The sequence below is a fragment of the Sorangium sp. So ce119 genome, assembly GCF_051524405.1.
In the GTDB taxonomy this organism is placed as follows: domain Bacteria; phylum Myxococcota_A; class Polyangia; order Polyangiales; family Polyangiaceae; genus Sorangium; species Sorangium cellulosum_G.
Genome location: NZ_CP150310.1, coordinates 11,500,720 through 11,526,533, shown reverse-complemented (window position 1 = coordinate 11,526,533; position 25,814 = coordinate 11,500,720). Strand labels below are relative to the sequence as shown.

Annotated in this window: 20 protein-coding genes; 11 read left to right on the top strand and 9 right to left on the bottom strand. The window is 72.6% G+C overall.

What is annotated here, in order from left to right; genetic code table 11:
• Nucleotides 1-26: 26 nt before the first annotated feature.
• On the top strand, nt 27-1,151 hold the full coding sequence (locus WME76_RS43540; protein ID WP_437958042.1) for a serine/threonine-protein kinase: 1,125 nt from the start codon (nt 27-29) through the stop codon (nt 1,149-1,151).
• Nucleotides 1,152-1,185: 34 nt separating this feature from the next.
• On the top strand, nt 1,186-2,172 hold the full coding sequence (locus tag WME76_RS43535) for an NAD(P)H-quinone oxidoreductase (RefSeq protein ID WP_437958041.1): 987 nt from the start codon (nt 1,186-1,188) through the stop codon (nt 2,170-2,172).
• A gap of 48 nt (nt 2,173-2,220) precedes the next feature.
• Here the strand turns inward: WME76_RS43535 and WME76_RS43530 are convergent, their stop codons facing one another.
• Nucleotides 2,221-2,709, bottom strand: coding sequence for a DUF2452 domain-containing protein (locus tag WME76_RS43530; RefSeq protein WP_437958040.1), 489 nt, complete (start codon nt 2,707-2,709; stop codon nt 2,221-2,223).
• 145 nt (nt 2,710-2,854) lie between these two features.
• A complete protein-coding gene (locus WME76_RS43525) occupies nt 2,855-4,039 on the bottom strand; it encodes a hypothetical protein (RefSeq protein WP_437958039.1) in 1,185 nt (394 codons plus the stop codon).
• Nucleotides 4,040-4,214: 175 nt separating this feature from the next.
• Between WME76_RS43525 and murA the strand changes: the two genes are divergently transcribed.
• From murA to sucD, 5 genes are all read left to right on the top strand, one after another.
• Nucleotides 4,215-5,486 carry a UDP-N-acetylglucosamine 1-carboxyvinyltransferase gene (gene murA / locus WME76_RS43520; RefSeq protein ID WP_437958038.1) on the top strand — a complete coding sequence of 424 codons (1,272 nt, stop codon included), beginning with the start codon at nt 4,215-4,217 and terminating at the stop codon, nt 5,484-5,486.
• Nucleotides 5,483-6,118 (top strand): ATP phosphoribosyltransferase, encoded by a 636-nt coding sequence (gene hisG, locus WME76_RS43515; protein ID WP_061615021.1) that lies wholly within the window; start codon nt 5,483-5,485, stop codon nt 6,116-6,118. The genes murA and hisG overlap by 4 nt, the downstream gene beginning before the upstream one ends.
• Before the next feature lie 147 nt (nt 6,119-6,265).
• The gene (locus tag WME76_RS43510) at nt 6,266-7,216 is read left to right on the top strand and encodes a hypothetical protein (protein WP_437958037.1); all 951 of its coding nucleotides are present in this window, start codon (nt 6,266-6,268) and stop codon (nt 7,214-7,216) included.
• Nucleotides 7,217-7,423: 207 nt separating this feature from the next.
• Complete coding sequence (gene sucC / locus WME76_RS43505) at nt 7,424-8,626, top strand: ADP-forming succinate--CoA ligase subunit beta (RefSeq protein ID WP_061615019.1); 1,203 nt, start codon at nt 7,424-7,426, stop codon at nt 8,624-8,626.
• 94 nt (nt 8,627-8,720) lie between these two features.
• Nucleotides 8,721-9,602 carry a succinate--CoA ligase subunit alpha gene (sucD, locus tag WME76_RS43500; RefSeq protein WP_437958036.1) on the top strand — a complete coding sequence of 294 codons (882 nt, stop codon included), beginning with the start codon at nt 8,721-8,723 and terminating at the stop codon, nt 9,600-9,602.
• Between the two features lie 65 nt (nt 9,603-9,667).
• On the opposite strand, the gene WME76_RS43495 is transcribed toward sucD, so the two are convergent.
• Nucleotides 9,668-10,705: an oxidoreductase gene (locus WME76_RS43495; RefSeq protein ID WP_437958035.1), complete on the bottom strand. Its 1,038-nt coding sequence runs from the start codon at nt 10,703-10,705 to the stop codon at nt 9,668-9,670.
• Nucleotides 10,706-11,177: 472 nt separating this feature from the next.
• Between WME76_RS43495 and WME76_RS43490 the strand changes: the two genes are divergently transcribed.
• Nucleotides 11,178-12,095 carry a hypothetical protein gene (locus WME76_RS43490; protein ID WP_437958034.1) on the top strand — a complete coding sequence of 306 codons (918 nt, stop codon included), beginning with the start codon at nt 11,178-11,180 and terminating at the stop codon, nt 12,093-12,095.
• On the top strand, nt 11,992-13,440 hold the full coding sequence (locus tag WME76_RS43485; RefSeq protein ID WP_437958033.1) for an HTTM domain-containing protein: 1,449 nt from the start codon (nt 11,992-11,994) through the stop codon (nt 13,438-13,440). The genes WME76_RS43490 and WME76_RS43485 overlap by 104 nt, the downstream gene beginning before the upstream one ends.
• 36 nt (nt 13,441-13,476) lie before the next feature.
• Here the strand turns inward: WME76_RS43485 and WME76_RS43480 are convergent, their stop codons facing one another.
• Both WME76_RS43480 and WME76_RS43475 read right to left on the bottom strand, forming a co-directional pair.
• Nucleotides 13,477-14,895 (bottom strand): MFS transporter, encoded by a 1,419-nt coding sequence (locus WME76_RS43480; protein WP_437958032.1) that lies wholly within the window; start codon nt 14,893-14,895, stop codon nt 13,477-13,479.
• The gene (locus WME76_RS43475; protein ID WP_437958031.1) at nt 14,892-15,431 is read right to left on the bottom strand and encodes a hypothetical protein; all 540 of its coding nucleotides are present in this window, start codon (nt 15,429-15,431) and stop codon (nt 14,892-14,894) included. The genes WME76_RS43480 and WME76_RS43475 overlap by 4 nt, the downstream gene beginning before the upstream one ends.
• Nucleotides 15,432-15,580: 149 nt before the next feature.
• On the opposite strand from WME76_RS43475, the gene WME76_RS43470 reads away from it, so the two are divergent.
• Complete coding sequence (locus WME76_RS43470) at nt 15,581-16,540, top strand: LysR family transcriptional regulator (protein WP_437958030.1); 960 nt, start codon at nt 15,581-15,583, stop codon at nt 16,538-16,540.
• A 49-nt stretch (nt 16,541-16,589) separates the two neighbouring features.
• Here WME76_RS43470 and WME76_RS43465 read toward each other — a convergent pair whose 3' ends face one another.
• The gene (locus WME76_RS43465) at nt 16,590-20,135 is read right to left on the bottom strand and encodes a PHP domain-containing protein (protein ID WP_437958029.1); all 3,546 of its coding nucleotides are present in this window, start codon (nt 20,133-20,135) and stop codon (nt 16,590-16,592) included.
• An 8-nt stretch (nt 20,136-20,143) separates the two neighbouring features.
• Nucleotides 20,144-21,682 (bottom strand): porin, encoded by a 1,539-nt coding sequence (locus WME76_RS43460; RefSeq protein ID WP_437958028.1) that lies wholly within the window; start codon nt 21,680-21,682, stop codon nt 20,144-20,146.
• Nucleotides 21,683-22,713: 1,031 nt separating this feature from the next.
• Here WME76_RS43460 and WME76_RS43455 point away from each other — a divergent pair.
• The gene (locus WME76_RS43455) at nt 22,714-23,490 is read left to right on the top strand and encodes a DUF6748 domain-containing protein (protein WP_437958027.1); all 777 of its coding nucleotides are present in this window, start codon (nt 22,714-22,716) and stop codon (nt 23,488-23,490) included.
• 54 nt (nt 23,491-23,544) lie between these two features.
• Here WME76_RS43455 and WME76_RS43450 read toward each other — a convergent pair whose 3' ends face one another.
• Nucleotides 23,545-24,279: an SDR family NAD(P)-dependent oxidoreductase gene (locus tag WME76_RS43450; RefSeq protein WP_437962228.1), complete on the bottom strand. Its 735-nt coding sequence runs from the start codon at nt 24,277-24,279 to the stop codon at nt 23,545-23,547.
• A gap of 109 nt (nt 24,280-24,388) precedes the next feature.
• The gene (gene fumC / locus WME76_RS43445) at nt 24,389-25,807 is read right to left on the bottom strand and encodes a class II fumarate hydratase (RefSeq protein WP_437958026.1); all 1,419 of its coding nucleotides are present in this window, start codon (nt 25,805-25,807) and stop codon (nt 24,389-24,391) included.
• Between the last annotated feature and the right edge of the window lie 7 nt (nt 25,808-25,814).

Below are 25,814 nucleotides of genomic sequence, written 5' to 3'. Positions count from 1 at the left end.
ACCCGTCGGACACCGAAAGGTGCCCGGTGCACGGCACGGCGCTCACGCCGAGCGTCGCCCCGCCCTCCTCGACGCGGGTGCCGCCGACGAGCAGGGGCGAGTCGGTGTGGCCGGTGGACGGCCCGCTCGGGCACGATATCGATCCCGACCAGCCCCGGCCGACGAAGGAAGCTCCGCTCGTCGGCCGGCTCCTGCACGATCGCTACCGCATCCTCGGCGTCATCGCGAAGGGCGGGATGGGGATGGTCTATGACGCCATCCACATCGGCCTGCGGCGCCGCGTCGCGATCAAGACGCTCCGCGGCCAGTACGCGCAGAGCAAGACGGCGATCGCCCGCTTCCACAACGAGGCCGCCGTCGCGGGCCGCTTCGGTCACCCGAACATCGTCGAGGTCTACGATCTCGGCGTGCTCGAGGACGGCACGCCCTACCTCGTGATGGAGCGGCTCGAGGGCGAGACGATCACCGAGCGGCTCGCGCGAGAGCGCCCGATGCCCATCCCCGTCGTGCTGGACGTGGCCGTCCAGGTGCTCAGCGCGCTCGTCGTCACGCACACCGAGGGCATCCTCCACCGCGATCTCAAGCCGGACAACATCTGCCTCGTCGGCGGCGGCCGCGGCCCGCTCACCGTGAAGGTGCTCGACTTCGGCGTCGCCGAGGCGTTCAACACGGGGTCGGGGCCGTCGATCCTCGTCTCCACGGGCGCCGCGGGGAGCCACGCGGTGGCCGGCACCCCGGCCTTCATGGCGCCGGAGCAGGCCCAGGGCGTCCGCGATCTCGACGCGCGCGCGGACCTCTACTCGGTGGGCATGCTGCTCTACGTGATGCTCACCGGGCAGCTCCCGTTCAAGGCGCCGACCCCGGCGGCCCTGCTCGCGGAGATCCAGCGCGTCAAGCCGATCCGGCCGCGCATGCTGCGCCCGGAGGTCCCCCACTCGCTCGACGTCGCGACGATGCGCGCGCTCGCGCTCGACCGCGAGGAGCGCTTCCCGAGCGCGGCCTCGATGCTCGACGCGCTCGAGCAGGTGCAGATCGAGGCGGCGATCGGCGGCGCCCCGCCGGCCGAGCCGACCGAGCCGGCCGATCCGGACTCCGAGAAGGTCGAGTACTTCTACCGGAAGAGCGTCCTCCCGCCGCCCATGGAAGAGTGAGCGGCGCGCTCGGGGGGCGCGGGAGGTCGAGACCATGCGAGCCGTCGTCATCCGCGAGCCGGGCGGGCCGGACGTCCTGGAAGTGCGCGAGGTGGAGCCGCCCGAGGTGCCCGAGGGGCACGTGCGCGTGGCCGTCCGCTTCGCCGGGGTGAACCGCGCCGATCTGCTCCAGCGGCTCGGCGTGTACCCGGCGCCGCCCGGCGCGCCGCCGGACGTGCCGGGGCTCGAGTACGCGGGCGCGATCGAGGCCGTCGGCAAGGGCGCGCGCCGCTTCGCGCCGGGCGATCGCGTCTTCGGCCTCGTGCCGGGCGGCGCCTACGCCGAGCGGATCGTCGCCCACGAGCGCGAGGTCGCGCCGGTGCCGGACGGGCTCACCGACGAGGAGGCGGCGGCCGTCCCCGAGGCGTTCGTGACCGCCTACGACGCGCTCGTGACGCGCGCCCGGCTCGCGCCCGGCGAGCGCGTGCTCGTCCACGCGGTCGGCAGCGGCGTGGGGACGGCCGGCCTCCAGATCGCGCGCGCGCTCGGGTGCTTCGTCGCCGGCACGTCGCGCACGCAGGACAAGCTGGACCGCTGCCGCGCGCTCGGGCTGCACGCCGGGATCGCGGCGTCGGGCGGGAAGTTCGCGGACGAGGTGCTGAAGGCGACGGGCGGCGCGGGCGTCGACGCGGTGCTCGAGCTCGTCGGCGGCGCGTACGTCAACGAGGACCTCAAGGCGTGCGCGATGCGGGCCCGCATCGCGCTGGTCGGGCTGACGGCCGGCGCGTCCGCGGAGCTCGACCTGCGCGAGCTCCTGCGCAAGCGCGTCGAGCTGATCGGCACCGTGCTCCGCTCGCGCCCCCTCGAGGAGAAGATCGCCGCGGCGCAGGTGCTCGAGCGCAACATCTCCCCGTGGCTCGCGAGCCGCGCCGTGCGGCCGATCATCGACCGGGTCTTCTCGCTCGACGATGCAGCAGCAGCGCACGTTTACATGGCGAGCAACGCGTCGTTCGGGAAGGTGCTGCTCCGGCTCGACGCGTGATTGACGCGTGATCGACGCGTGATCACGTCAGCTTGCGCGGGCGCCTCGTCACGCGCCGCGGCCGAGGAGCCGCGCGAGCGCGCCGGCCTCGGCGTCGTGCGCCTCGGCCTCGTCGGCAGGCGTCCACGACATGTCGACCTCGAGCCGGTACGAGCCCTCGAACGCGTGCGGCGGCGAGCCGCCCCACTCGTCGGGCGAGAGCATCGAGAGGTAGCGGGCGCCGTCGGCGCGCCGGTAGAGGTGATAGACGTGGCCGGGCCGCTTCTTGAAGCTGCACGCCGCGCGGTGGAGATCGCTGTCGCGCTGCGCGGCCTCGAGCACCTGGCGCGCCTGCTCCTGCAGCGCCCGGATCTGCCGGGCGATCTGCGCGAGCTTGCCGCCGGTGACCGCGCCGAGCAGCGCGTCGGCCTGCTGGATCTCCCGCGCCACGTCGACCAGCTCGTGCGGGGCGGAGAGCCGGCTCAGGGGGTAGGGCGAGGTGCTGGCGGGGCCCTCGTGGCGGCCGCCGCCGTGCCTGGTGAAGCCGTCGTCGCTCATGCGGAGACCCGGAGCTTAGTGCAGCGCGCGCCCGCGCTGTAGCGGCCGCGGCGCGAGATCGCCGTTCCGTGACGTCGCCGGCGTCCGCCGCGGCGGGCTCGTCCGGACGCGCGGCCCCCGCCTCGGGGCGCCGTCCCGGCGGTCGTCACGGGTCCGGGCACCCGTCCTCGTCCGCGACGCCGTCCTCGTCTTCCTGCTGCGCGGGGCAGCGGTCCTCGTCGTCGAACACGCCGTCCTCGTCGTTGTCGCCTTCGGGGCACCCGTCGTCGTCCTGGAAGCCGTCGCGGTCCTCCGCGAGCTCGCGGCACTGGTCGGCGTCGTCGTCCACGCCGTCGTCGTCGGCGTCGTGGACGCGCGGGGTCCACGCGACCGAGAGCACGCCGCGCAGCGGCGAGGTGCCGATGCCGCCGACGAGCGCGGTCTGCACGCCGCCGAGGAGCGAGAAGTCGCCGAGCGCGTAGCGCGCCGCGAGGCCGAGCTCGAGGGCGGCCATCTCCTGGCGCTCGAACGGCCCGACGGGCGAGAGCGGCAGGTGCCCGTTCGCCTCCAGGAAGAACGTGGCGCGCCCCTCCGGGTCGATGCCCAGGATCTGCGGCCGGAACGAGAGGCCCAGGCCGAAGGGGAGCTCGTGGCCGAACACCGTGGGGCACGGATCGGCGCCCGAGGCGTCGATCGGGGTCGCCTGGCACGCGAAGCGGGCCCGCTCGGCGCGGAGCTTGAGCCCGGCGGCGAGGTGCGCGCCAAACGCGATGAGGCGGTACTCGGCGAGGAGCCTGAGCTCGTTCGTGACGCTCCCCTCGCCCACGTACGACGCCTCGTCGCCCGTGGGGAGCGTGAAGCGGTCGTGCAGCGCGAGCGCGAGCCCGCCGAGATCGCCGCCGGTGGGCTGCACGAGCGTCAGCTTGCCGACGAGGCCGAGATCGCCGAGCGCCTGCGCGGGGACCCACGTCGGGCCGAGCACGCGCGTGGCGTCGGACGTCGGCGCGTCGCCGGTCTGGTGGAGGACCACCGGCAGCGTGAGCCCCACGAGCAGGCGCCGCGCGATGCCCACGCCGGCCGCGAAATCGGCGCTGACCTGGTGGCGGATGACGTCGAAGCGGACCTCGTCCGACGCCGGGTCGCGGAGCACGATGGGGCGGAAGGCGTACGAGGCCCAGAGGCTCGCGCTCCACTCGCCGGTGTCCGGGGTCGCGGCGGGCTCCAGGTAGACGCCGGCCCCGGGATCGATCGAGGCGCGGAACCCGCGGAGATCCGCCGAGGGCTGGGCGGCGGCGAGCGAGGCCACGGAGGCGGCGAGCAGCGAGGTCAGGGCGAAGGCGCTCGGTCGCATGGCCCGGGAAGACTAATCCAGCGCAGGGGAAATGGGGCGCCCCGTCGTCCGCCCCGCACGGGGCGCTGGACGCTGGCGGCGGGCGGGACGACCGGCGGAGGCGACGACCGGCGGGCGGGGCGCGCAGGACGCCCGAAACATCGCGTTCCGCTGCGGGTTGTGCGATAGCGGGGGCATGGACTCCATCCGGATCCGGGGCGGCAAGCCGCTCTCCGGCAAGATCCGCATCAGCGGCGCGAAGAACGCGGCGCTGCCGATCCTCTGCGCGACGCTGCTCTCCGACGGCGAGAGCCTGCTCCGCAACGTGCCCGCGCTGCGCGACATCGAGACGACCTCGGCGCTGCTCCGGTTCCTCGGCCGCAACGTCGAGGTAGCAGCCCCGATCGTGAAGGTCGGCGCCGGCGACAACGTGCGCCCCGAGGCCCCCTACGAGCTCGTCAAGCAGATGCGGGCGAGCGTGATGGTCCTCGGCCCGCTGCTCGCACGCTTCGGCCGCGCCAAGGTGTCGCTCCCCGGCGGCTGCCAGATCGGGACGCGCCCGGTCGATCAGCACCTGAAGGGGCTCGAGGCGCTCGGCGCGACGATCCGGCTGTCGCGCGGCTACATCGTCGCCGAGTGCAAGCGGCTCCGCGGCGCCGAGGTCGTGTTCGACCTGCCGACCGTGACCGGCACCGAGAACCTGATGATGGCCGCCGCGCTCGCGAAGGGGCGGACGACGCTCGTGAACTCCGCGCGCGAGCCCGAGGTCGAGGAGCTCGGCCGGGTGCTCAACAAGATGGGCGCGCGCGTGAGCGGGGCCGGCACGGACGTCATCCACATCGAGGGCGCGGACGAGCTGGAGCCGTTCGATCACGCGATCATCTCCGACCGGATCGAGGCCGGCACGTACATGGTCGCGGCGGCCGCGGCCGGCGGCGACGTGCTGATCGAGAACGCGCCGCTCGAGGACCTCGAGGCGGTCGCGGCCAAGCTGCGCCAGGCGGGCGTCGAGGTGGGCCGCGAGGGCGACTGCGTGCGCGTGCGCCGCGACCCCGGGCGGCCGCTGCGCGCCGTCGACGTCACGACCGCGCCGCACCCGGGCTTCCCGACCGACATGCAGGCGCAGTTCATGGTCCTGATGTGCCTCGCGCAGGGCACGTCGCGCATCGTCGAGACGATCTTCGAGAACCGCTTCATGCACGTCCCCGAGCTCGGCCGCATGGGGGCGCACATCGACGTGGACGGCCACACCGCGCACGTCCACGGCGGCGCGCCGCTGTCGGGCGCGACCGTGATGGCGACGGATCTGCGCGCGAGCGCCTCGCTCGTCATCGCCGGGCTCGTGACGACCGAGGGCGAGACCGAGGTGCTGCGCGTCTACCACCTGGATCGCGGCTACGAGTTCATGGAGCGCAAGCTCGCGCAGATCGGCGCCGACGCGGTCCGCGTCGAGGGGCGGGCCGGATGAAGAAGCCGCTCACGATCGCCGTGCCCAAGGGGCGGATCCTGAAGGATCTGATCCCGCTCGTGCAGCGCGCCGGGCTCGACAGCACGCCGCTCCAGGAGAACGATCGCCGCCTGGTCCGGCCGACCGCGGACGGCGCCTTCCGGTACGTGTTCCTGAAGCCGGACGACGTGCCGACCTACGTCGAGTACGGCGCCGCCGATCTCGGGGTCTCGGGCCGGGACACGCTCCTCGAGCGCCGCCACGATCTCTACACGCCGCTCGATCTCGGGATCGGCCGCTGCCGCCTCGTCGTGGCGGGGCCGGAGGACACGCCGATCCCCGATCTGCCCCGCGTGGCCACCAAGTACCCGCGGATCGCCGGGGACCACTTCGCGAGCAAGGGCGTGGTGGCGGAGATCATCCCCGTGCACGGCTCGGTGGAGCTCGCGCCGCTCGTGGGGCTCTCTCACCTGATCGTCGATATCGTCGAGACGGGCGCCACGCTGCGCGAGAATCGCCTCGAGGTGCTCGAGACGGTCACCGAGGTGAGCACGCTCCTCATCGCGAACCGCGCGTCGTACAAGCTGCGGAGCGACGACGTGCGCCCGCTGGTCGAGCGCCTGCGGGCCGCGACGGCCGGCGCGCAGCGGTGACGGCGCGGTCCCGCGGCGGCGGTCATCGCCGCTCGCAGGATCGCTGACCGGCTCGCGGATCGACGACTGCCACCATCGGAGACACGGAGAGAGGAGGTCCCGCTGCTACCGCTGTTCGCCGCGCTTCCAGCCGATATCGACACGTGGGTGGGAGGGGGGACCAGCGTGGTCGTGGGCGTGCACCGCGACCCTCCGGGGACCCGCCGCTTCGACGCCCTGGCGCAGGCCGAGGTCGGCCTCCGGGCCGCGAGCGACTCCCTCTATTTCCGGCTCGATCTCGACGTCCAGGCCACCTCGGCGCCGCTCGGCCTGCCGGGGTTCGGCCTGCCGGGGTTCGTCTATCCCGAGTGGTCCCTGCCCGCGCCGGAGATCAAGATCGGTCCTCCGGAATGGGCGATGCTCCAGATTGGCCGGGAGGATCACCACCTCCGGCTCGGCGTCATCTCGCATGCGATTGGCATCGAGGACTGGGACAACTGGATCAACTACTTCCCGACCTTCTCGACGATGATCAGCACCGTGCCGGGCCGGATGCTCGGCGTCGAGCCCGGGCTCGTCCTCGGGGAGGGGTACGAGGTCAACGTCTTCGGCGGCTTCGATCTCGACGTCGACGCGCCGACGTTCGGCGCCGGCCTGACCACGATGCAGGCGCTCTGGTCGACCTGGTCCGGCGTCGCGTTCTATCCGACGATCGATTTCTACTCGGCGGTCGTCGCCCTGGAGGTTTACCCGGCCGAGACGCTGTCGGTGTCCATCGACGGCAGCGTGGGGCTGGTCGGCATGGCGGACGACGTCGGGGCGGTGAAGCTGAAGCCGTGGGTCGGCGGCGAGATCATCGCCAATATCCTTCCGAAGGTGGCAATCCATCCGCTCTTCCGAGTCCAGGCTCTCCACGAGCCCGGAGGTGCCCTCTCCGCCTTCCTGTTCGCGCCGCAGCCGAGCGTCTCGGCGAGCGCCGGGCTCACCTATGCGCCGTTCGACGAGCTCAAGATCAGCCTCGAAGGCAAGGCATCCCGGGTCGAGGACGACATCCTGCCCGGCCTGTTCGCCCTGGTGGCGCTCCGCCGGCCCGAGCCGCCGCCGTATGCCGCCAAGTGAGGAGACGGCGCGGCGCCGCACTTTTCCATGAAACACAGGAAACAATCAGGGTAGGGTCGGCTCGACGGCCGGCGAAGCGCGCGCCCGAGCGTTACCGATCGTTACCGATCGTCACCTGAGCGGCCGCGCGATCGCGCCCGCGGTGCATGTCGCCCTTCTTTCGCGTCTCGCGCGGGCCCCCCTTGTGATAGGGTGGCGGCCCCTCTCATGAAAATCCACGAGTATCAAGGCAAGCAGGTCTTCGCCCGCTACGGCGTGCCGGTACCGAAAGGGGAGCCCGCTTTCCAGGCGAGCGAGGTGGCGCCGATCGCCGATCGGCTGATCTCGCAGACCGGGAACCCTGTCGTCGTCGTGAAGGCGCAGATCCACGCGGGCGGCCGCGGCAAAGGCGGCGGCGTCAAGGTCGCGAAGGGCGGCAGCGCGGAGGCGACGGCGCTCGCCGAGAAGATCCTCGGCATGCAGCTCGTCACCAAGCAGACGGGCCCCGAGGGGCAGAAGGTCCGGCGGCTCTACATCGAGCAGGGCCTCGACATCGCGCGCGAGCTCTACTTCGCGATGCTCGTCGATCGCGAGCGCCGCCGCATCGCGGTGATCGCGTCGACCGAGGGCGGCATGGACATCGAGGAGGTCGCCCACAGCACGCCGGAGAAGATCTACAAGCTCTTCATCGATCCGGTGCTCGGCCTCGCCCCGTACCAGGGGCGGCAGCTCGCGATCGCGCTCGGGCTCACCGCGAAGGAGACGCAGCGCCAGTTCCTCAAGCTGGTGGCCTCGCTCTACACGTGCTTCACCGCGGAGGACTGCTCGCTGCTCGAGATCAACCCGCTCGTCGTGACCGGCGCCGGAGACGTCTTTGCGCTCGACGCGAAGGTGAGCTTCGACGACAACGCCGAGTTCCGGCACCCCGAGTGGAACGCGATGCGCGACGTCGACGAGGAGGATGCGGTCGAGCTCCAGGCGAAGCGGGCCGGGCTCTCCTACGTCTCGCTCGACGGCGACATCGGCTGCCTCGTGAACGGCGCCGGGCTCGCGATGGCGACGATGGATATCATCCTGCACTACGGCGGCAAGCCGGCGAACTTCCTCGACGTCGGCGGCGGCGCCTCGCAGGAGCAGGTCAAGACCGCGTTCCAGATCATCCTGCGGAGCGAGCGGGTGCGGGGCATCTTCGTCAACATCTTCGGCGGCATCATGCGCTGCGACGTGGTGGCGGCCGGGGTCATCGCCGCGGCGAAGGAGCTCGGGCTCAAGGTGCCTCTCGTGGTGCGCCTCGAGGGGACCAACGTCGAGGCCGGCCGCAAGCTGCTCGACGAGAGCGGTCTGACCATCCAGTCGGCGAGCTCCATGGCCGACGGCGCGCAGAAGATCGTCGCCGCCACGCGCGGCGGCAAGGCCCAACCTGGCGCCTAGGGCGCCCGCGAGCACCGAGCCCCGAACCCAGTTGAGCAGCGAGCGACGGCGATTGCCGGGCTCCTGTCCACGTTGAAGGTAGAGTAATCAAGCGATGAGCATCCTCGTCAACAAGGACACGCGGGTCGTCTTCCAGGGCATCACGGGCGCCTACGGCTCGCAGCACGCCCGCGCCTGCATCGAGTACGGGACGAAGGTCGTCGCCGGCGTGACGCCCGGCCGCGGCGGCCAGCGCTTCGAAGACAAGGTGCCGATCTTCGACACGGTCGAGCAGGCCGTGCGCAACGAGGGCGCCGACGTCTCGTGCATCTTCGTGCCGCCGGTCGGCGCCGCGGACGCGATCACCGAGGCGGTCGACGCGGGTTGCCGGCTCGTCATCTGCATCACCGACGGCGTGCCGGTGCTCGACATGGTGCGGGTGCGTCGCTTCCTCGAGGGGAAGCCGGCGCGCCTCATCGGGCCGAACTGTCCCGGCGTGATCACGCCCGGCGAGTGCAAGATCGGGATCATGCCGGGCCACATCCACAAGAAGGGGCACATCGGCGTCCTGTCCCGCTCGGGAACGCTGACCTACGAGGCGGTCGGCCAGCTCAGCGCGCTCGGGATCGGCCAGTCGAGCTGCGTGGGCATCGGCGGCGATCCGGTCGGCGGGATGGACTTCATCGACGTGCTCGAGCTGTTCAACCAGGATCCCGACACCCACGGGGTCGTGCTGATCGGCGAGATCGGCGGGACGGCCGAGCAGCGCGCGGCGGCCTGGATCAAGCAGAACATGAAGAAGCCGGTGGCGGCGTTCATCGCGGGCCGCGCGGCGCCTCCGGGCAAGCGCATGGGCCACGCCGGCGCGATCATCGCGGGCGGCGAGGGCACGGCGGCCGAGAAGATCGCGGCGCTCGAGGCGGCGGGGGCCAAGGTGGCCGCCACGCCGGCCGAGATGGGCGTCGCGATGCAGGCGGCGCTCGCGGCGGCGCGCTGAGCTGCCCGGCCCCCTCGCCGGGGGCCTACCCTGTTATTCTTGATTGGATGATCCGGCCGCGCCGCTCACTCGAGCGGTATCGTCCGCCGCTCGGCCGAGCTCCGCAGGGCGGCCTCGATGATGCGGATCACGTCGCGCGACTCCTCGGCGCGCACGGGCGGCGGGGCGCCGTCGAGGATCGCCGCCGCGATGCCCTCGTAATAGGCCTCGTAGGAGCCGGGCAGGCTCTCGATCGTGCGGCGCTCGCCGTCCGCCGTCACCAGCGTGCCGAACCAGCGCGGGTCCTCGCGCCCCCACTCCGGCATGCCGGGGCGCTTGCCCGCCTTGAGGGCCTCCTCCTGGCCGTCGAGGCCGTACTTGAGGAAGCTGCCGCCGTCGCCGTGGACCGCGAAGCGCGGGCCCGGCTCGCGCACCAGCGTGGAGGAGCGCACGATGACCCGGCGCCTGCCGTAGTCGAGCGTGAGGTGGAAATAGTCGACCGTGCGCGCCTCGGGTCGCTGCGCCAGGACGTCGGCGGTGATCGCGCGCGGCGGGCCGAAGAGCACGAGGGCCTGGTCGATCAGGTGGGCGCCGAGGTCGTACAGGATCCCTGAGCCGGGCGACTCCTGCTCTCGCCAGCCCGGCTTGATCGCGGGGCGAAAGCGGTCGAAGTGCGCCTCGTACGAGGCCACCTCGCCGAGCAGGCCCTGCGCGATGCAGTGGCGCACGGTGAGGAAGTCGGCGTCCCAGCGGCGGTTCTGGAACACCGACAGGAGCCGGCCCCTGCGCGCGGCCAGCGCGATGAGCTCGTCCGCCTCGCCGCTCGTGTTCGTGAACGGCTTGTCGACGACCACGTGCTTGCCCGCCTCGAGCGCCGCGCGCGCGAGCGGAAAGTGGGTCTCGTTGGGCGAGGCGATGACCACGAGATCGATCCCGGGCTCGGCGATCAGCACCTCGGGCGTCGGATGCACGGCGACGCCCGAGTGGTCGGTCATGACCTGGCCCTCCCGTCGGGTCGCGATGGCCGCGAGGCGCAGCCGTGGGACGGACCGGATCAGCGGGGCGTGGAAGACGGCGCCGGCGAGGCCGTAGCCGATGAGGCCGACATAGACGCGCTGGGACATGGCAGGGCGGGCTCGCGGCGGACGCTAGCCCGAAGGGGCGCCGGGGGGAAGCCCGGCGGGGCGGCGAGGCCGCGCAGGGCCTCTGCGAGGCGCTTGGCGGCACGCGAGCCGCCAGGCGCGTCCGCATCGCTCGCCATCGCGCCTGGCGGGCTCCACCAGGCGCGCCGTCATCGCTGTTCTTCGCAGGGTGCGCTCTGCCGAACAACAGGGCGACACACACGGCCTCACCACGGACCGCTGCGCCAGCGATGATCACGGGAGACGTGGTCTCCATGCGGCCAATGTCGTCGCACATAACCCCCTCTTCGCGGGGCGAGACGGTTCGTGCAGACGCGACGTGGCGCTTGCGATAACCTCCTCGGTTCGGAGGCTTGTGATGCACGCCAGGAGCGTCCTTTCCGTACTCGCACTGACCACCTTGTTCGCCAGCAGCCCCTTCGCGGCGGGATGCAAGACAACCGCGGAGGCCAGCGTGACCGAGGAGTCGGTCGAGGCGGCCCCGGTGGCGCTCGAAGAGCCGCTGACCGAGGAGCACGACGGCGGCTCGGTCGGGTGGGAGTTCGCGGCCGACGGCGCGGTGAGGGCCGCAGTCAAGACGCCTGATGGCAAGCCCATCGACAAGGACGTGAGCGGAACGCTCACCTGGAAAGGGCCGAACGGCGACGCGCAGGTCCCGCTCACGCTCGACCCGAAGACAGGGCTCCTGATCGCGGCCGGGCCCAGGCTCGAGGCCGATCTCACCGAGGTGAAGTACAACGTCGTCGTCTCCGGGAAGCCGTGGAACGGCACGCTCCACGTGCCCGCAGGGGGCACGAAGGTCATCGTCGAGGGCGCGAGGAAGGCCGAGAAGCGGCCCGTCCCGCCGGGCAAGACAGGCCCCAACGGCGGCGTCATCCAGGTGGTCGGCGACGACACCATCGAGGTGGTCGCGGACAAGACCTCCGGCCAGGTCAGGGTGTATGTCCTCGACGCGAACTTCAAGCCGATCCCCGTCGGCGACCGCAAGATCAAGCTCGGGTTCGTGGGGTCGGGCTCCGAGCTCATCCTGTTGAAACCCGCCCCCGGCGGCCTCTACTGCACCGGTACGATCGCGGCGAAGGTGAACCCCGTGAAGCTCACGGTCGTCGTGGCGCACCCGACCCACGCCGACGTGGTGCTCGTCGGGTATCGCCCCGGCGTGCACGTCGTCGTCGGCCCGAGCGCGCCGTCCCTGAACGTTGTCGTGGCGACGACGTGGAACGTGGGCGTGAAGGTCCAGACGAATCCAGGCGTGGTGGTGATCCACGATGACGACGACGACGACGACGACGGGCGAAGGGTCCACATCCACGTGCACGGCAAGCACAAGGGCAAGCACAAGCACAAGCACGGCCGCGGGCACTGGCACTGATCTCGCCCGCCGCTGGGCGGCCTACCTGTCCGCCGAGGTCGACGCCGCCTCGCTCGCTGTCTTTCGCGTCGGCTATGGCGCCCTGATCGCGTGGGAGGTCGTCCGCTACGCCCTCCACGATCGGATCGCCCGCTATTACATCGAGCCGGGCTTCTTCTTCAGCTTCGTCCCCTTCATCCGCCCCTGGGGCGGGACGGGGATGTACTGGCACTTCGCCGCCCTCTTCGTCCTCGCGCTCCTCTGCGCCGCCGGGCTCTTCTACCGGGTGAGCGCCGCGCTGCTCTGCGCCGCCCTCACGTACGTCTTCCTCCTCGACAAGGCGCAGTACCTCAACCACCTCTATCTCCTCTGCCTCCTCGGCCTGCTGCTCGCCGTCGCCCCCGCGCACCGCGCCCTCTCGCTGGACCTCCTCCGCAGGCGGCGCGCCGCGCCGTCCAGCGCGCCGGCCGAGACCGCGCCGCGCTATTACCTCTTTGCCCTGAAGGCCCAGATCGCGATCGTCTACTTCTACGGCGGCCTCGCGAAGCTGAACGGCGACTGGCTCCGGGGGCAGCCGCTCACGATGTGGCTCGCCGATCGCGCCGACGCGCCCCTCGTCGGGCCGCTCCTCGCCACGCCGGCAGCGGGGCTCGCGCTCTCCTATGCAGGGCTCCTCATCGACCTCTCGATGGGCTTCCTGCTCTTCTCTCGACGTACCTTCCCGCTCGGCGCGGCGATCGCCGTGGCGTTCAACCTCAGCAACGCTTTCCTGTTCAAGATCGGGATCTTCCCCTACGCGATGATCGCCTCGCTCGCGCTGTTCGGAGACCCCTCGTGGCCGAGGCGGCGGCTGCCCTTCCTGTTCAGGGCAGCGGACCGCGCGGCCGGCGACGTCCCTGCCCCGCCGCCCGCGGCGCCGCGGCGGAAGGCCCTGCCGCTCGCGCTGCTGCACGGATACCTCCTCTTCCACCTCGTGGTGCCGCTCCGCCACTGGGCTTATCCGGGCGACGTGGCCTGGAACGAGGCCGGACACCGCTTCTCGTGGCGCATGAAGCTCCGCGACAAGAACGTGAGCGAGCTCGACATTCACGTGCTGGATCCGAGGACCGGCGTGCGCGAGTCGCTCGACCTCGGGGAGTGGCTCACCGATCGTCAGCTCGGGGAGATGTGCACCCGGCCCGACATGATCGTCGACTTCTCGCGCCACGTGGCCGACCGCTGGCAGGAGGACTTCGGGGCGCGGCCGATCGTCACGGCCAGGGTCGTCGCGTCGCTGAACGGAGGGCCCTTCCGCGACCTCGTCGACCCGACGCTGGATCTGGCGTCGCTGCCGAGGGGGCTCCTCGCGGTCGTGCGGACGCCCTGACGCCGCACGTCAGAACCCCTGTCGCATCGAGGGGGATCACGGACGTGAGGACGAACACCGCATGAACAAGGGCAGCAGCGCGCTGACGGTCGCGGCGCTCAGCGCCAGCGCGGCGCCGATACCGAGGCCGAGGCGCGGCGCGGCGTCGATCGGCGTGAGCGTGAAGAGCAAGGTCATGACGACAGCGCCCGCCGTCTGGCCGGTCAGCCGCGCGGTGCCCTGCATGCCGCCCGCGGCGGCGCTCCGCGCGCGCGGCGCCGCGAGGAACATGTTGCGGTTGTTCGGCACCTGGAACAGGCCGAAGCCCGCGCCGCACAGCGCCACGAACGGCACCAGCGAAAGCGCGCTGCCGTGCGCCGGCACCAGCGCGAGCGCGGCGAGCCCCAGCGCGAGGCACGCCGCGCCCGTCGCGCACAGCCAGGCCGTCGAGACGCGGTCGGCGAGGCGGCCCGCGACGGGCGCCACGATGGCCACGCTCAGCGGCCAGGGCGTGATCATCAGCCCCGTGGTCAGAGCCTCCTGGCCGAAGCTGTGCCGCAAATAGAAGGGCAGCGCGACCAGCGCCGAGGCCTGTCCCGCGAAGCACGCGACCGACGCGATCACGGAGACGCGAAACGAACCGCTGCGCAGCAGGTCGAGCGGCACCAGGGGCGCCTCCTTCGGCAGCTCGCGGCGGAGCAACAGCGCCGCGCTCAGGACGGACGCGGCGAGCACGCCGGCCCCGAGCGCCGGCGCCGCGGGCAGCAGCTCCGCGCCTGCGATCAGCGCGCCGAAGGCCCCGGCGTTCAGCGCCATGCTGGTCGCGTCCAGCGCTCGCGCCGCGCCGGGGACGCCGGGGAGACCGCGCGTGGCGAGCAGCACCGCCGCGCCGAGCGGGAGATTGACGGCGAACAGCCAGGGCCAGCGCGCGCTCGAGAGCAGCGCGGCGCCGACCGCGGGCGCTGCGGCCGAGGACAGCGCCACAGCGAGCGCGTTCCAGCCGATGGCGGCTGCCAGCTGCGCCTGCGGAACCACGAAGCGCAGCAGCGCCACGCCGAGCGCCATCACGGCGGCGCCCCCGAGCCCCTGCAAGAAGCGCGCAGCGACCAGCCAGTGGAGCGATGGCGCCAGCGCACACAGCGCCGACGCGCCCGTGAACAGCCCGACGCCCGCCGTGAACACGGCGCGATGGCCCAGGCTCTCGCCCAGCGCGGCGCACGGCAACAGGGCGATCACCAGCCCGAGCTGGTAGGCGCTGACGACGCGCACCGACACGGCGGGCGTCACCTGGAACGCGTGCGCCAGCGCAGGCAGCGCCACGTTGGCGATGCCTGCGGAGAGCACCACCAGCACCATGGCCGCGAGCACGCACGCGATCGCCTCCGCGCGCGCCGGGCGGAGCGCACCGGAAGCCGCCTGATCGGACGCCTCGCCCGGCAGGCGCGCGTCCGCGACCGAGGTGCGCAGCGCCATCATGGTCCCACCGTCCAGACGCCGTCGCGCTCGACATAGCGGGTCACGCGCCGCGCGACCCGATCTTCCCGCTGGAGATCACGCTCGGTGAAGCGGAACAGCAGCGCCGGGCCGGCGACACAGCGCGTGTCGTGAATGTCTCCCGGCAAGAACAGCTGCGCCTGCCCGGCGCGCAACAGCGTCTCGTCACGCTTGACCAGCTGGACGCCGGCTCCGGTCTCGACGCGAGCGTAGGTCGACATCGCGATCTCTCCGCGCTGCAGCGCGTAGATCACCCAGCCGCGACCGTGATCGTGCGGCGGGCGGTAGAGCCCGGCCTGCTCGGTGTGGGCCAGCAGCACGAAGCCGTGCTCCGCATCCCGGTAGAGCTCCGTGGACGCGGGCGCCTCCTCGTGCAGCGCCGCGAGCCAGGGCTCGGCGGCGTGCGCCTTCGCCAGCCCTTCCAGGTGAAGGCGGCAGCTGGCGACCAGGTCGCTGCCGAGCGGTCCCCAGCTGGCGCGGGTGCGATGGATGAACAGTGCAAGGGCGTTGTCGGTCATGGGTGGCCTCCGGCTCGGCGCGAATCGACGTGATCCGCGCTTCGACGTCCAAGCTAGGGCGCCGACCCGGATTGCGGAACGCGCAACGATCGCAACAAGTCTTTGCGTTTGACGCCATGTCTCGCCCCGACCGCGGTTAGCCTGGTGGCATGGCGCTGCCCGATCTGAACTTGCTCGTGACGCTCGACGTGCTGCTCACGGAAGGCAGCGTCACCGGCGCGGCCCGACGCCTGCGCCTGAGCCCCTCGGCGATGAGTCGGGCGCTCGCGCGCTTGCGGGAGACCCTGGGCGACCCCCTCCTGGTGCGCGCTGGACGCGGCCTGGTGCCGACCCCTCGCGCGCTCGAGCTGCGCGAGCGCGTGAGCCACCTGGTGCAGGGCGCCGAGGCCGTCCTGCGCCCGGCCGAGGAGCTCGACCTGAAACGCCTGGCGCGCACCTTCACGCTGCGCACCAGCGAGGGCTTCGTCGAGAGCTTCGGTCCAGCCCTGATCGCGCGCACCGGCGCCCAGGCGCCGGGCGTCCGGCTGCGCTTCGTGTCGAAGCCCGACAAGGACAGCGCGCCGCTGCGCACTGGCGCCGTCGACCTCGAGACGGGCGTCGTCGACGGAGACACCAGCCCCGAGCTGCGCACCCAGGCGCTGTTCCGCGATCGCTTCATCGGCGTCGCGCGCAGCGGTCACCCGCTCTGCCGCGCGAAGATCACGCCCGCGAGCTACGCCGCCGGACGCCACGTCGTGTTCTCACGGCGCGGCCTGGCCAAGGGGCGCATCGACGAGAACCTGGCCGCGCTCGGCCTGGCGCGCGAGGTGGTGACCATCGTCGGCGGGTTCGCCACGGCGATCGCCCTGGCGCGCGCGACCGACCTGATCGCCACCGTTCCGGAGCACCACACCCGGAGCCTGCGCGACGGCCTGTTCAGCTTCGCGCTGCCCTTCGCTGCGCCGGAGATCACCGTCTCGTTGCTGTGGCACCCGAGGCTGGACGCAGACCCCGCTCACCGCTGGCTGCGCGACAGCTTGCGGGAGGTCGTGGCAGGCGGGGAAGTGACGGCGGCGAGGAACGGGCGCGCCGGGCAGCGCCGCGCGCCACGGAGGAGACGAAGGGGCTAGCTCGGCCTCACCCGCTTCAGCCGAGCCGCGCTCTCTTGAACCGCATCCGCTACTTCGACGCCTGCCTGTCCTCGCAGCGCCCCAGCACGAAGATCCCGCAGACGCGCTCGTTCACGAGGCACTGCTGCCCTTCCGGGCACTGCGACGGGTCGAGCACGGCCGGGTCGCACGGCCTCGCGCAGAACGGAGGCGGGCCGCGCGGGGCGTCGTAGACGCCGTTCCCATCGCGATCGAGGTAGATGGGGTTCGTCACCGCGTACGGCGCCACCGGGTACCAGTCGGGGACCGGCGGCGACGCCGTGAAGAACCGCGAGAGCGCCTCGACCTGCGTGAACGCGAGGCTCGCGACCCGGGGCAGCTGGAGCTCGCCGAACGACACCGGCAGCGCGACCGGCGTGAGGAGGTTCTCGTCGCGCAGGCCCATCGCCACCACCACGACCCAGCCGTCGGTCCCCGGCGCCGGCGCCGGCAGCGCGAGGCGCTCGTCGACGTCCACGATCGCCGACGGCCCCGCCGAGGGCTCGAGCACCCGGACCAGGCGGCCGCTCACGTAGACCTCGACGCGATCCACGCCGAACCAGCTCGCCGTCTCGATCCGCAGGTCGAGCGGCGCCGTGTCGCCCTCGACGCGCGCCACGCCGCCGAACGTCGCGCCGCCCACGCTCGCCCGGACGAACGGGCCATACGTCGCGAACGCGCTGCCCGCGCGCAGCGACGCCGTCGCCTCGGCGAGATCGAGCGCCGCCGGCTGGTCGGTCCGCGCGCGGAAGTACGTGCGCGGGAAGCCCGGCTCCAGCGAGGCGCCGTGGCCATCGCTGCTCCCTACCTGCGTCGGCGAGAAGCCGTGGTCGAGGTAGCGGAACAGGTCATCGACCTGGCCCGCGTGGAAGGTGCACGGCCGATCCGCGTCCCCGGGCGGGACCGCGCCGCCCTCGCCCCCCAGGCAGAGCGCCTCCCCGTCGGCCGCGCTCCTGTCGAAGCCCCAGACGGCGTCCTGCTCCTCGGGCGTCCTCGTCAGGATCCGCTTGGTCACGCTCCAGGCGAGCGCCGAGCGGGCGCGCTGCTGGCACACCGCGTACCGCTCGCCGGGCTTGCACGCCGGCAGCGCGAGGTCGCCGCACGCCGCGCGGAGCGCCGCCTCGTCCTCCGCGGCGTCGATGCGCGACAGGCACCGGTTGAAATCGACGACCTCCTGCACGGTGGGGGTCCGGAGCAGATCGAACCGCTTCGCGTTGAAGACCTCCATCGCGTCGAAGTCGCAGCTCCCCGCCTGGAACAGCGGGTTGCTCGCCTCGAGCGTCGGGATCGACCGGCGCAGCGTGAACGGGTCGACGCCGAGCTGGTCGATGTACCCGATGAACCCGTCGCGCGGATGAGCGACGATCACGAGCGCGTCCTCGCCCTCCGCCGCCGCGCCGCGGACCCCGTCGATCACGTCCCCGCCCGCGCGGCACACCCAGTCGAAGATGCCGTGATCCGGCACGTCGAGCTCGTCGTAGCGGAGCGGGAAGCCGATGAAGTGCCCGAGCTCCAGCGTCGAGACCTCCGCGCCGACCGCCGTCTTCAGGCGCGTCTCGAGCCCGAGCTGCCGCACCGCGGGCTCGAGATCCGTGTGCACGTCGTGGTCGGTGGCCACCGCGACGTCGAGCCCCTCGACGACCGCCGACGTCACCCGCTCCTCGAGCGGCATGCCGCTGTCGAAGCTGGGGCGCTGGTGCAGGTGCATGTCGATCGACATCCAGCCCGTCGAGTCGATCTCGCGCGGCACGACCGCCTCGATGCGGCGCGCCTCCCCGGCGCGCACCTCGAGGTCGGGCACCTCGAAGCGGCCGAACTCGGGTCCGCGCGTGACGAGGACGCGGTAACGGCCAGGTTCGATCTCGACCGAGCCGTCGCCCGTCGCCGAGCGCTCGATCTGCCGGACGCCGCTGCCGAGGCGGCCGTGGCCGAGGTAGACCCGCCGCAGGCCGTCGCCCTCGCGCGGCTGCCCCGCGGCGTCGAGCGCGACGAACGTCAGCTTGGCCGGCGCGAGGCGCCCCGCCTCGTCGACGACCCGGTACGCGATGCGCGCGGGGCTCGGCAGCTCCGCCGCGACGGTCGCCGTGGCCCCGGCGGCGAGCGCCACGCGGATCGGCGCGGACACCGCCGCGCCGTCGGGGCTCTCCGCGACGAGCAGGTAGCCGCCGGGCGCGAGCCGCGCGCGGAAGTCGCCGTCCTCGACCGGATCGAGCCCGCGATCGGCGTCGATGGAGCTGAGCAGCCCGACGTCGCCCGAGCGCGCGAGGTTCGCCTCGACCAGCTCGTCGACGCTCGCGAAGGCGACGCCCGGGTCGGGGTCGCGGAAGACGTGGACGCGCGCGTTCGGCACGGGCGCGCCTGTCGATCGCCACCGCACCGCGCCCTCGAGCGCGCCGGTCGGCGTGCCGCGGGCGTCGTGCACCACCTCGGCGACGCTCGCGATGTCGCCCTCCCCCACCGCGAAGTACCGCTCGTAGGTGAACGACCGCTTGCGGTCGCACGCCTCGTCGTCCGAGTCCTCGGCGAGGCAGCTCCGGCCGGCGCTCAGGAACGCCGTGGCCGCGCTCGTGAACACGGGGACGTTCACCGTGGTGGGCGGGCCGCCCGGCCCCGCCTTGGTGAAGTAGCCGTAGCTGACGTCGCCGCCGGCCGCGGCCACGAAATCGAAGCTGAGCGGCCGCTGGAACGTGTCCCGGCCGGCGAAGAGCGCGTCGAACACCGCCCGCTCCTCGTCGAACCCGATGCCCGGGCCGAAGATGTCGTTCTGGTTGCCGAAGAAGACGAAATCGCCGGCGACGATCCCGCCCTTGCGCTCGGGGTCGTCGTTGCGGTCGTCGCCGAGGATGCCCCGGAAGATGTCCGAGGGGCCCGTGTAGTTGTCGAGCGAGAGCGGCTCGCCGCACGCGCACGCGGGGCAGCCGTCGTCGCCCGCCGCGAGGCCGTCCTCGCACTCGAGCGCGCACGAGGCGACGCTCGGGCAGCCGATCGCCCTGTCGGGCAGGAGGAGCGTCGTGCGGATCGTGACGAACCGATCGCCCGGGCGAAGGATGTAGTCGGTGCGGAAGCGCAGCTCCGGCTTGAGGCCGTCGAACAGCAGGCCGAGCAGGTCCTCCTGCGTCTTCAGCACGCCGAGCGCGTGGAAGAGGAAGCCGCCGTCGCCCTCGACGCGGACGATCGCCTCCTGGCCGTCGGAGCCGTCCCTGGCCACGGAGACCTCGGTGGCGCCCGGGTCGGGCACGAGCAGGTTGGCGACCGGGAACGACTCGGCGAAGCGGTCGCGGCCCGACGCGCTCGCGAAGCGCGGATCGGGGCGGCGCAGGTCGGCGTCGACCAGCGAGCCGCCGTAGACCCCCGGCCCGGGCGAGTGGCGGGGGCCGAGGATCGCGACGCGGATCTCGTCGTTTTCGAGAAGGAAATCGCCTACATCCGCCATCGCTACAGGGCCGCCGACCAGCTCGAACCGGTTCTCGATCGGCTTGGCGCGCAGGAGGCTCGGCGACTCGCAACCTACGAGGCCGGCCGAGCCGGCGACGGCGAGCAGCGCGAGCAGGGCGGGAGCGGAGCGGCGGGTTCGCATGGCGGCCGCTACAGGTTGAGCTGGAGCTGCAGCGCCACGGCGTCGTTCTCGAGCGCGACGCCGTGGGCCTCTTGCCTGTGGGTGAAGTCGGCCTGCGCCTTGAGCACGTTGTCGATGAAGTGGTAGCTCGCGCCGGCGGTGAGGGCCCAGCCGTCGGTCTCGTCCGAGAGGTCGAGGTTGGGATCGAGCCACTCGAACCGCGCGCTCACGCCGAGCTTGATGCGCCGCACGAAGTAGCCGACCTCGCCGACGAGGCCGAGCGAGGTGACCGGGGCGAGCTGGCCCGTCGCCTGCGTGGGCGCGCGCTCGGGATCGCTCTGGTTCCAGAGGAGCTCGACGAGCGCGTGCGCGCCCGCGGCGTGCAGCAGGACGTCGGCGCCGACGCCGTGGATGTCGCGCGTGCCGCCGTCGCTGAAGAAGTAGCTCGCGCCCGCGCCGAGGCGGGGCCGCGAGACGGCGAGGTCCTGGAGGGAGCGCGGCAGGGGGCCGAGCGGCTCGGTGGCGAGGCGCGCGACGTAGGCTATGTGGTCGAAGCGGTTGCCGAGGCTCGCGGCGTTCTCGACATAGCCGGCGAAGAACTGATCCGAGCGCTGGAAGCCGTTGAACATGCCGGCGAAGTAGCTGAACGCCCGGTCGCGGAAGTGCCCCTCGACGTGCAGGCCGACCTGGCGGAACGGCGCCATGGCGCGCACGGCGAGCGGCCGCTCGATGAGCGCGCCCTCGCCGGCGCCCGTCATCGCGGATCGGCTGAACGGCACGTCGTGCGCGCCGAAGTAGAGCTGCGCGAACGGGAAGTGGGCGTAGCCGATCCACGCCTCGGAGAGCCGCGCCGACGCGTCGGCGCCCGCGGCGAGCTCGCCCGAGACGGCGAACGGCACGTACCCGGCGAGCGTGCCCGCGAAGCCGACGCGCGCGCGCCGCATGCGGAACCCCTGCCCCTCGGCGACGTCGCCGGCCTGCAGGAAGGCGTCGTCGCCCGCGTACGGCACGGCCTGCGCCTGCACGAGGACGAGCGGCGCGAGCAGGAGCCGCCCGACGCTGAGCTGGAACGGCGGCCCGGACGAGCCGTCGGCCCCCGGCGCGGCGTCGGAGCCGGCGGGCGCCGGCGCGGCCGCGGGCGGCGCGGCGCCGCCGGGCGGCAGCGCGGGGGCGGCTTGGGGCAGCGCGGGGGCGGCGGGCGGCAGCGCGGCGCCGGGGGGCGGGAGGGCGGCGCCGGGGGGCGTGGGCGCGGCGGGCGGCGCGGCGGCAGGCGGCGACGGCGTCGCGCCGGACGGCGGCGCGGGGGCGGCAGGCGCCGACGCGCCCGGCGCGGCGCCGGAAGGCGGCAGCGCCGCGTCGCCCGGGGTCGCCGGGGCAGCAGGCGGGAGCTGCGGGAGCGGGTCGGCGGCGGGAGGCTGGACCGGCAGCGGCTGGACGGGTTGTGCGCCGGCCGGCGCACACCAGAGCGCCGCCGCCAGGAGCGCAGCCGCGGCCGCGCCGCCCCCTGCCGCGCCCCCCGCGCGGCAGAGCGCCCTGGCACACCGAGCATTCGCGCCGCGACGACTCAACGAGCAAGGTGTCATCGGCATCCCTGTCGACCGGCGGCGATGGTGGGAGTCGCTGCGAGAGCAGCAGCGGCGCCGCTGGCAGGCGCAGCCCGTGTATCCAGGGTTCGACGGGGAGTCAACGCGCCGCCTCGCGCCGGGCGTGTCGCCCGTTCCGGCCTCTTGCGATCCGCGTACGCTCGTCGTCGCCGATCCCCGCGGCGATCGACGTCGATCGCCGCCCGTTCCCGATGGCGGGGCTCGCCCCGCGGCAGCGCCGGAGGCCGGCGTCGGCGTTCTGTGCGGTAGACCTCTCGCTGGATGTTCATCCGCCGCGCCGAGGCGCGCAAAGGAGGTGGCGCCGCGGTCGTCGGACGTCCTCGCGGTTCCGGAGTCGCCGGTGATGGCCGAGGGCCCAGCCGAGGACGACCTGGAGGCGGTCCCGACGCTCGTGCTGGGCCCGTTCCGCGTCCGTTCGCGTCGGTGGTGCTGCCGGAGCCTCCGGCGAGCGCGCGCAAGCGCGGGCGAGCGGGGTGATCGGGCAATCCTGTCCGGGGCCGTGGCGCGGCTGCCGTGGCCCATTCCCTGTTCAGGGGCCGCATCGAAGAGGATCCAGCCTGGAGGCTCTCGATGGCTCCCTTGTACTTGCCAACCTTCTACAACGATCTGAAGAAAGGCATCGAGAAGCTGGAGCGCTGCACGCATACGGACACTGACAACGACTCGAGCGACGCAGCGCCATTCAACCACGCTGAGATGACCGACGCAGCCCAGCACAGGGTTTTAGCGTTGGACCTGACCACCATGTCTGCGCGCTGCTACTGTGTCCACTCTCAAGACAGCAGTACCATTATTTTTCTTATTGGGACGAAAGACATGAGCCCAGGAGAGAGGTGGGCAAAGTATTTCACGTCGACATCGAAAAAGAAGAGATCGTCACTATCCTTACGCCTCGGCGCCGCGCCCCGCGGGAGCCGACGAGGACGCCCCGGGCCTTCGGACCGGCCGGGGCGCCCGCGCGCACACGACACCGAGTCCGAGCCTGGAGAACGCCGATGTTCAAGGAGACCCATTCACGCATCTCGCAGCTCGCCGCGCTCGGCGCGCTGGCCCTGCCGGCGATCGCCTGTGACGTGCCGGTCGAGGCCCCCCTCGTCGAAGGCGAGGCGCCGGCCGAGGCCACCGCCGAGGTCGAGCTCGGAGCGACGACGATGGCCAGGGGCCCCGTGGCCGACTATTTCATCGCGACCCGCCAGGACACCCGAAGGTGCATTGCGCCGCTGTGCGGCGGCCATTTCGTCGCGCGCGTCAACACCAGCGTGACCCGCTGCGCCGACGGGACGTGGCAAGAGGAGTGCCATATGTTCGAGCTCGATCTGTCGAAGCTCGGGCTCGAGCCGTCGGTCGAGGCCAAGGCGAGCGCGGCGTTCGGCGCGGGGGACGCGCTGGTCCGCGGCGAGCTGGTGCAGGTCGAGCTCGACGCGCTGACGGCGTATCCAGCCGACGTGCTCGTCGCCAGCGAGATCTGGATCGGCGCGACGGGCAACACGCCCGAGGGCCATTTCTCTCGCGTCGAGAACACCGGGATCCTCTGCGTGACGTATCCGTGTCCCTCCTTCTCGGAGCGGAGCCTGAACACGAACCTGAGCGGTACGCTCGACAGCATCGACCTGGCCGCGTCCGGGGGCGCCACGTCGGAGCAGGTCGAGCACGGTATGCGCGAGCTCTCCGCGGGCGCTCTGCTGGTCGCCGGTCGCCACGCGGTGATCACCGGTCCGGCCGGCTCGATGAACCACCTCGACGCGACGGAGTTCTACGTGCGCTTGAGGTGAGACGGCCGGCGCGCCGCGCGTGCCGCCGCCGTGATCGACGCGGCCCGCGCCGAGCTACGGCGCGCTGCTCGCGCCGCGGCTCAGCACGTCGAGGTAGCTGTGCAGCCCGCGGATGTGGTTCCCGCCGTCGACGAGGATCGACTCCCCGGTGATCCAGCGGGCGTCCTCGCTGCAGAGGAACGAGACCACGGGCGCCACGTCGTCGGTCTCGCCGATGCGCCCGAGCGGCGTGCGCTGGGTGAACTCCTCGGCAGACGGCCCCCTCGTGAGCCCGACGGCATCGGCGAGCGGCGTGCGGATGAGCCCCGGCGCGACCACGTTGACCCGGATGCCGTGGCGCCCGAGCTCGGAGGCGGTGACCTTGGTGAGCTGAGCGAGGCCCGCCTTGGCGGCGCAGTAGTGCGCCAGCCCGTCGGTCGCCGCCTGCTGGTTCAGCGAGGAGATGTTGACGAAGGCGCCCGGCCTGCCCGCGGCGATGAGCTCGCGCGCGACCGCCTTCATGAAGAGAAAAGGGCCCTTCAGGTCGACGGCGAGGACATGATCGAAGTCCTCCTCCGGCAGGTCCACGACGGGTGAGAGCGTCGCGGTGCCGGCGTTGTTGACGAGGATGCCGGGCAGCCCGAACGCGGCCTTCGCCGCCTCCACGCCGCGCGCCACGTCCTCGGCGCGGGACACGTCACCCGCGAACGCGCGCGCCCGCGCCCGCCCCTCGGCGGCTCGGTTCAAGGTCTCCGCCGCCTGCAGCGTACAGGATCGGCGCGCGGGGAGGCTGCGCTGCCGTCCGCGCAGCAGCGCGCCCGCGTTCGGCCGGCGGAGCCATGTTCGCCGGACACGGCAGGCCCCAGGGGGCCTGGTCCGCCGCGCGGCGACCCCCTCTCCGGGGCCGGGCAGCCCAGCCCTACCCCTTCTTCGCCCCGGCCGTCCCCTCCGCCGAGGGCCCGATCATCCTCTCCGGCCGCACGATCGCGTCGAACGCCTCGCCGTCGAGGAGCCCCAGCGCGAGCGCCGCCTCGCGGAGCGTGGTGCCCTCGGCGTGCGCCTTCTTCGCGATCTTCGCCGCATTGTCGTAGCCAACGTGCGGGTTCAGCGCGGTCACCAGCATCAGGCTCTCGCGGAGGTTCCGGGCGATCCGCTCGCGGTTCGGCTCGATGCCCCGCGCGCAGTGCTCGTCGAACGACGCGCAGCCGTCGGCGAGCAGCCGGATCGACTGGAGCACGTTGTGGATGACGAGCGGCTTGTACACGTTGAGCTCGAAGTTGCCGCTCGCCCCGCCGACGCCGACCGCGACGTCGTTGCCGAGCACCTGCGCGCACAGCATCGTCATCGCCTCGGCCTGCGTGGGGTTCACCTTGCCCGGCATGATCGAGCTGCCCGGCTCGTTCTCGGGGATCGTGATCTCGCCGATCCCGCAGCGCGGCCCGCTCGCGAGCCAGCGGACGTCGTTCGCGATCTTGAACAGGCCGCAGGCGAGCGTCTTCAGCGCGCCGTGCGCCGCGACGAGCGCGTCGTGCGACGCGAGCGCCTGGAACTTGTTCGGCGCGGTGACGAAGGGCGCCCCCGTGAGCTCGGCGATCTTCGCCGCGACCTTCGCCGGAAAATCCGGGTGGGCGTTGAGCCCCGTGCCGACCGCCGTACCCCCGAGCGCGAGCTCGCGGAGCGGCGGGAGCGCCCGCTCGATCGCGGCGACGCCGGCGTCGAGCTGCGCCACGTAGCCGGAGAACTCCTGCCCGAGCGTGAGCGGCGTCGCGTCCTGCAGGTGCGTGCGGCCGATCTTGACGATGTCCGCGAACGCCGCGCTCTTCTGCGCCAGCGTGTCGCGGAGCCGCCGGACCTCCGGGAGCAGGCGGCGCTCGATCTGGAGCGCGGCGACGACGTGCATCGCGGTCGGGAAGACGTCGTTCGAGCTCTGCGACCGGTTCACGTCGTCGTTCGGGTGGACCGGCGACTTCGAGCCCATCACGCCGCCGCTCATCTCGATCGCGCGGTTCCCGATGACCTCGTTGACGTTCATGTTGGTCTGGGTGCCGCTCCCGGTCTGCCAGACGACCAGCGGGAAGTGGTCGTCGAGCTTGCCCTCGATCACCTCGTCGGCCGCCGCGACGATGAGAGCGCATTTCTCCGCCGGTACGAGCCCGAGATCGCGGTTGACCAGCGCGGCCGCCTTCTTGACGGTGGCGAGCGCGGCGATCATCTCCCGCGGGAAGCGCTCGCCGCCGATCCGGAAATTCTCGAGCGAGCGCTGCGTCTGCGCCCCCCAGTAGCGATCGCTCGGGACCTCGATCGGCCCGAAGCTGTCCTTTTCGATGCGAGTCCCCATCGCCGCG

Excerpts from the sequence above, each read along its gene's own strand:
- WME76_RS43535 (WP_437958041.1), top strand. The coding sequence starts at position 1,186 with ATGCGAGCCGTCGTCATCCGCGAGCCGGGCGGGCCGGACGTCCTGGAA.
- WME76_RS43530 (WP_437958040.1), bottom strand. The coding sequence starts at position 2,709 with ATGAGCGACGACGGCTTCACCAGGCACGGCGGCGGCCGCCACGAGGGC.
- WME76_RS43525 (WP_437958039.1), bottom strand. The coding sequence starts at position 4,039 with ATGCGACCGAGCGCCTTCGCCCTGACCTCGCTGCTCGCCGCCTCCGTG.
- murA (WP_437958038.1), top strand. The coding sequence starts at position 4,215 with ATGGACTCCATCCGGATCCGGGGCGGCAAGCCGCTCTCCGGCAAGATC.
- hisG (WP_061615021.1), top strand. The coding sequence starts at position 5,483 with ATGAAGAAGCCGCTCACGATCGCCGTGCCCAAGGGGCGGATCCTGAAG.
- sucC (WP_061615019.1), top strand. The coding sequence starts at position 7,424 with ATGAAAATCCACGAGTATCAAGGCAAGCAGGTCTTCGCCCGCTACGGC.
- sucD (WP_437958036.1), top strand. The coding sequence starts at position 8,721 with ATGAGCATCCTCGTCAACAAGGACACGCGGGTCGTCTTCCAGGGCATC.
- WME76_RS43495 (WP_437958035.1), bottom strand. The coding sequence starts at position 10,705 with ATGTCCCAGCGCGTCTATGTCGGCCTCATCGGCTACGGCCTCGCCGGC.
- WME76_RS43485 (WP_437958033.1), top strand. The coding sequence starts at position 11,992 with ATGACGACGACGACGACGACGACGGGCGAAGGGTCCACATCCACGTGC.
- WME76_RS43480 (WP_437958032.1), bottom strand. The coding sequence starts at position 14,895 with ATGATGGCGCTGCGCACCTCGGTCGCGGACGCGCGCCTGCCGGGCGAG.
- WME76_RS43475 (WP_437958031.1), bottom strand. The coding sequence starts at position 15,431 with ATGACCGACAACGCCCTTGCACTGTTCATCCATCGCACCCGCGCCAGC.
- WME76_RS43470 (WP_437958030.1), top strand. The coding sequence starts at position 15,581 with ATGGCGCTGCCCGATCTGAACTTGCTCGTGACGCTCGACGTGCTGCTC.
- WME76_RS43465 (WP_437958029.1), bottom strand. The coding sequence starts at position 20,135 with ATGCGAACCCGCCGCTCCGCTCCCGCCCTGCTCGCGCTGCTCGCCGTC.
- WME76_RS43455 (WP_437958027.1), top strand. The coding sequence starts at position 22,714 with ATGTTCAAGGAGACCCATTCACGCATCTCGCAGCTCGCCGCGCTCGGC.
- fumC (WP_437958026.1), bottom strand. The coding sequence starts at position 25,807 with ATGGGGACTCGCATCGAAAAGGACAGCTTCGGGCCGATCGAGGTCCCG.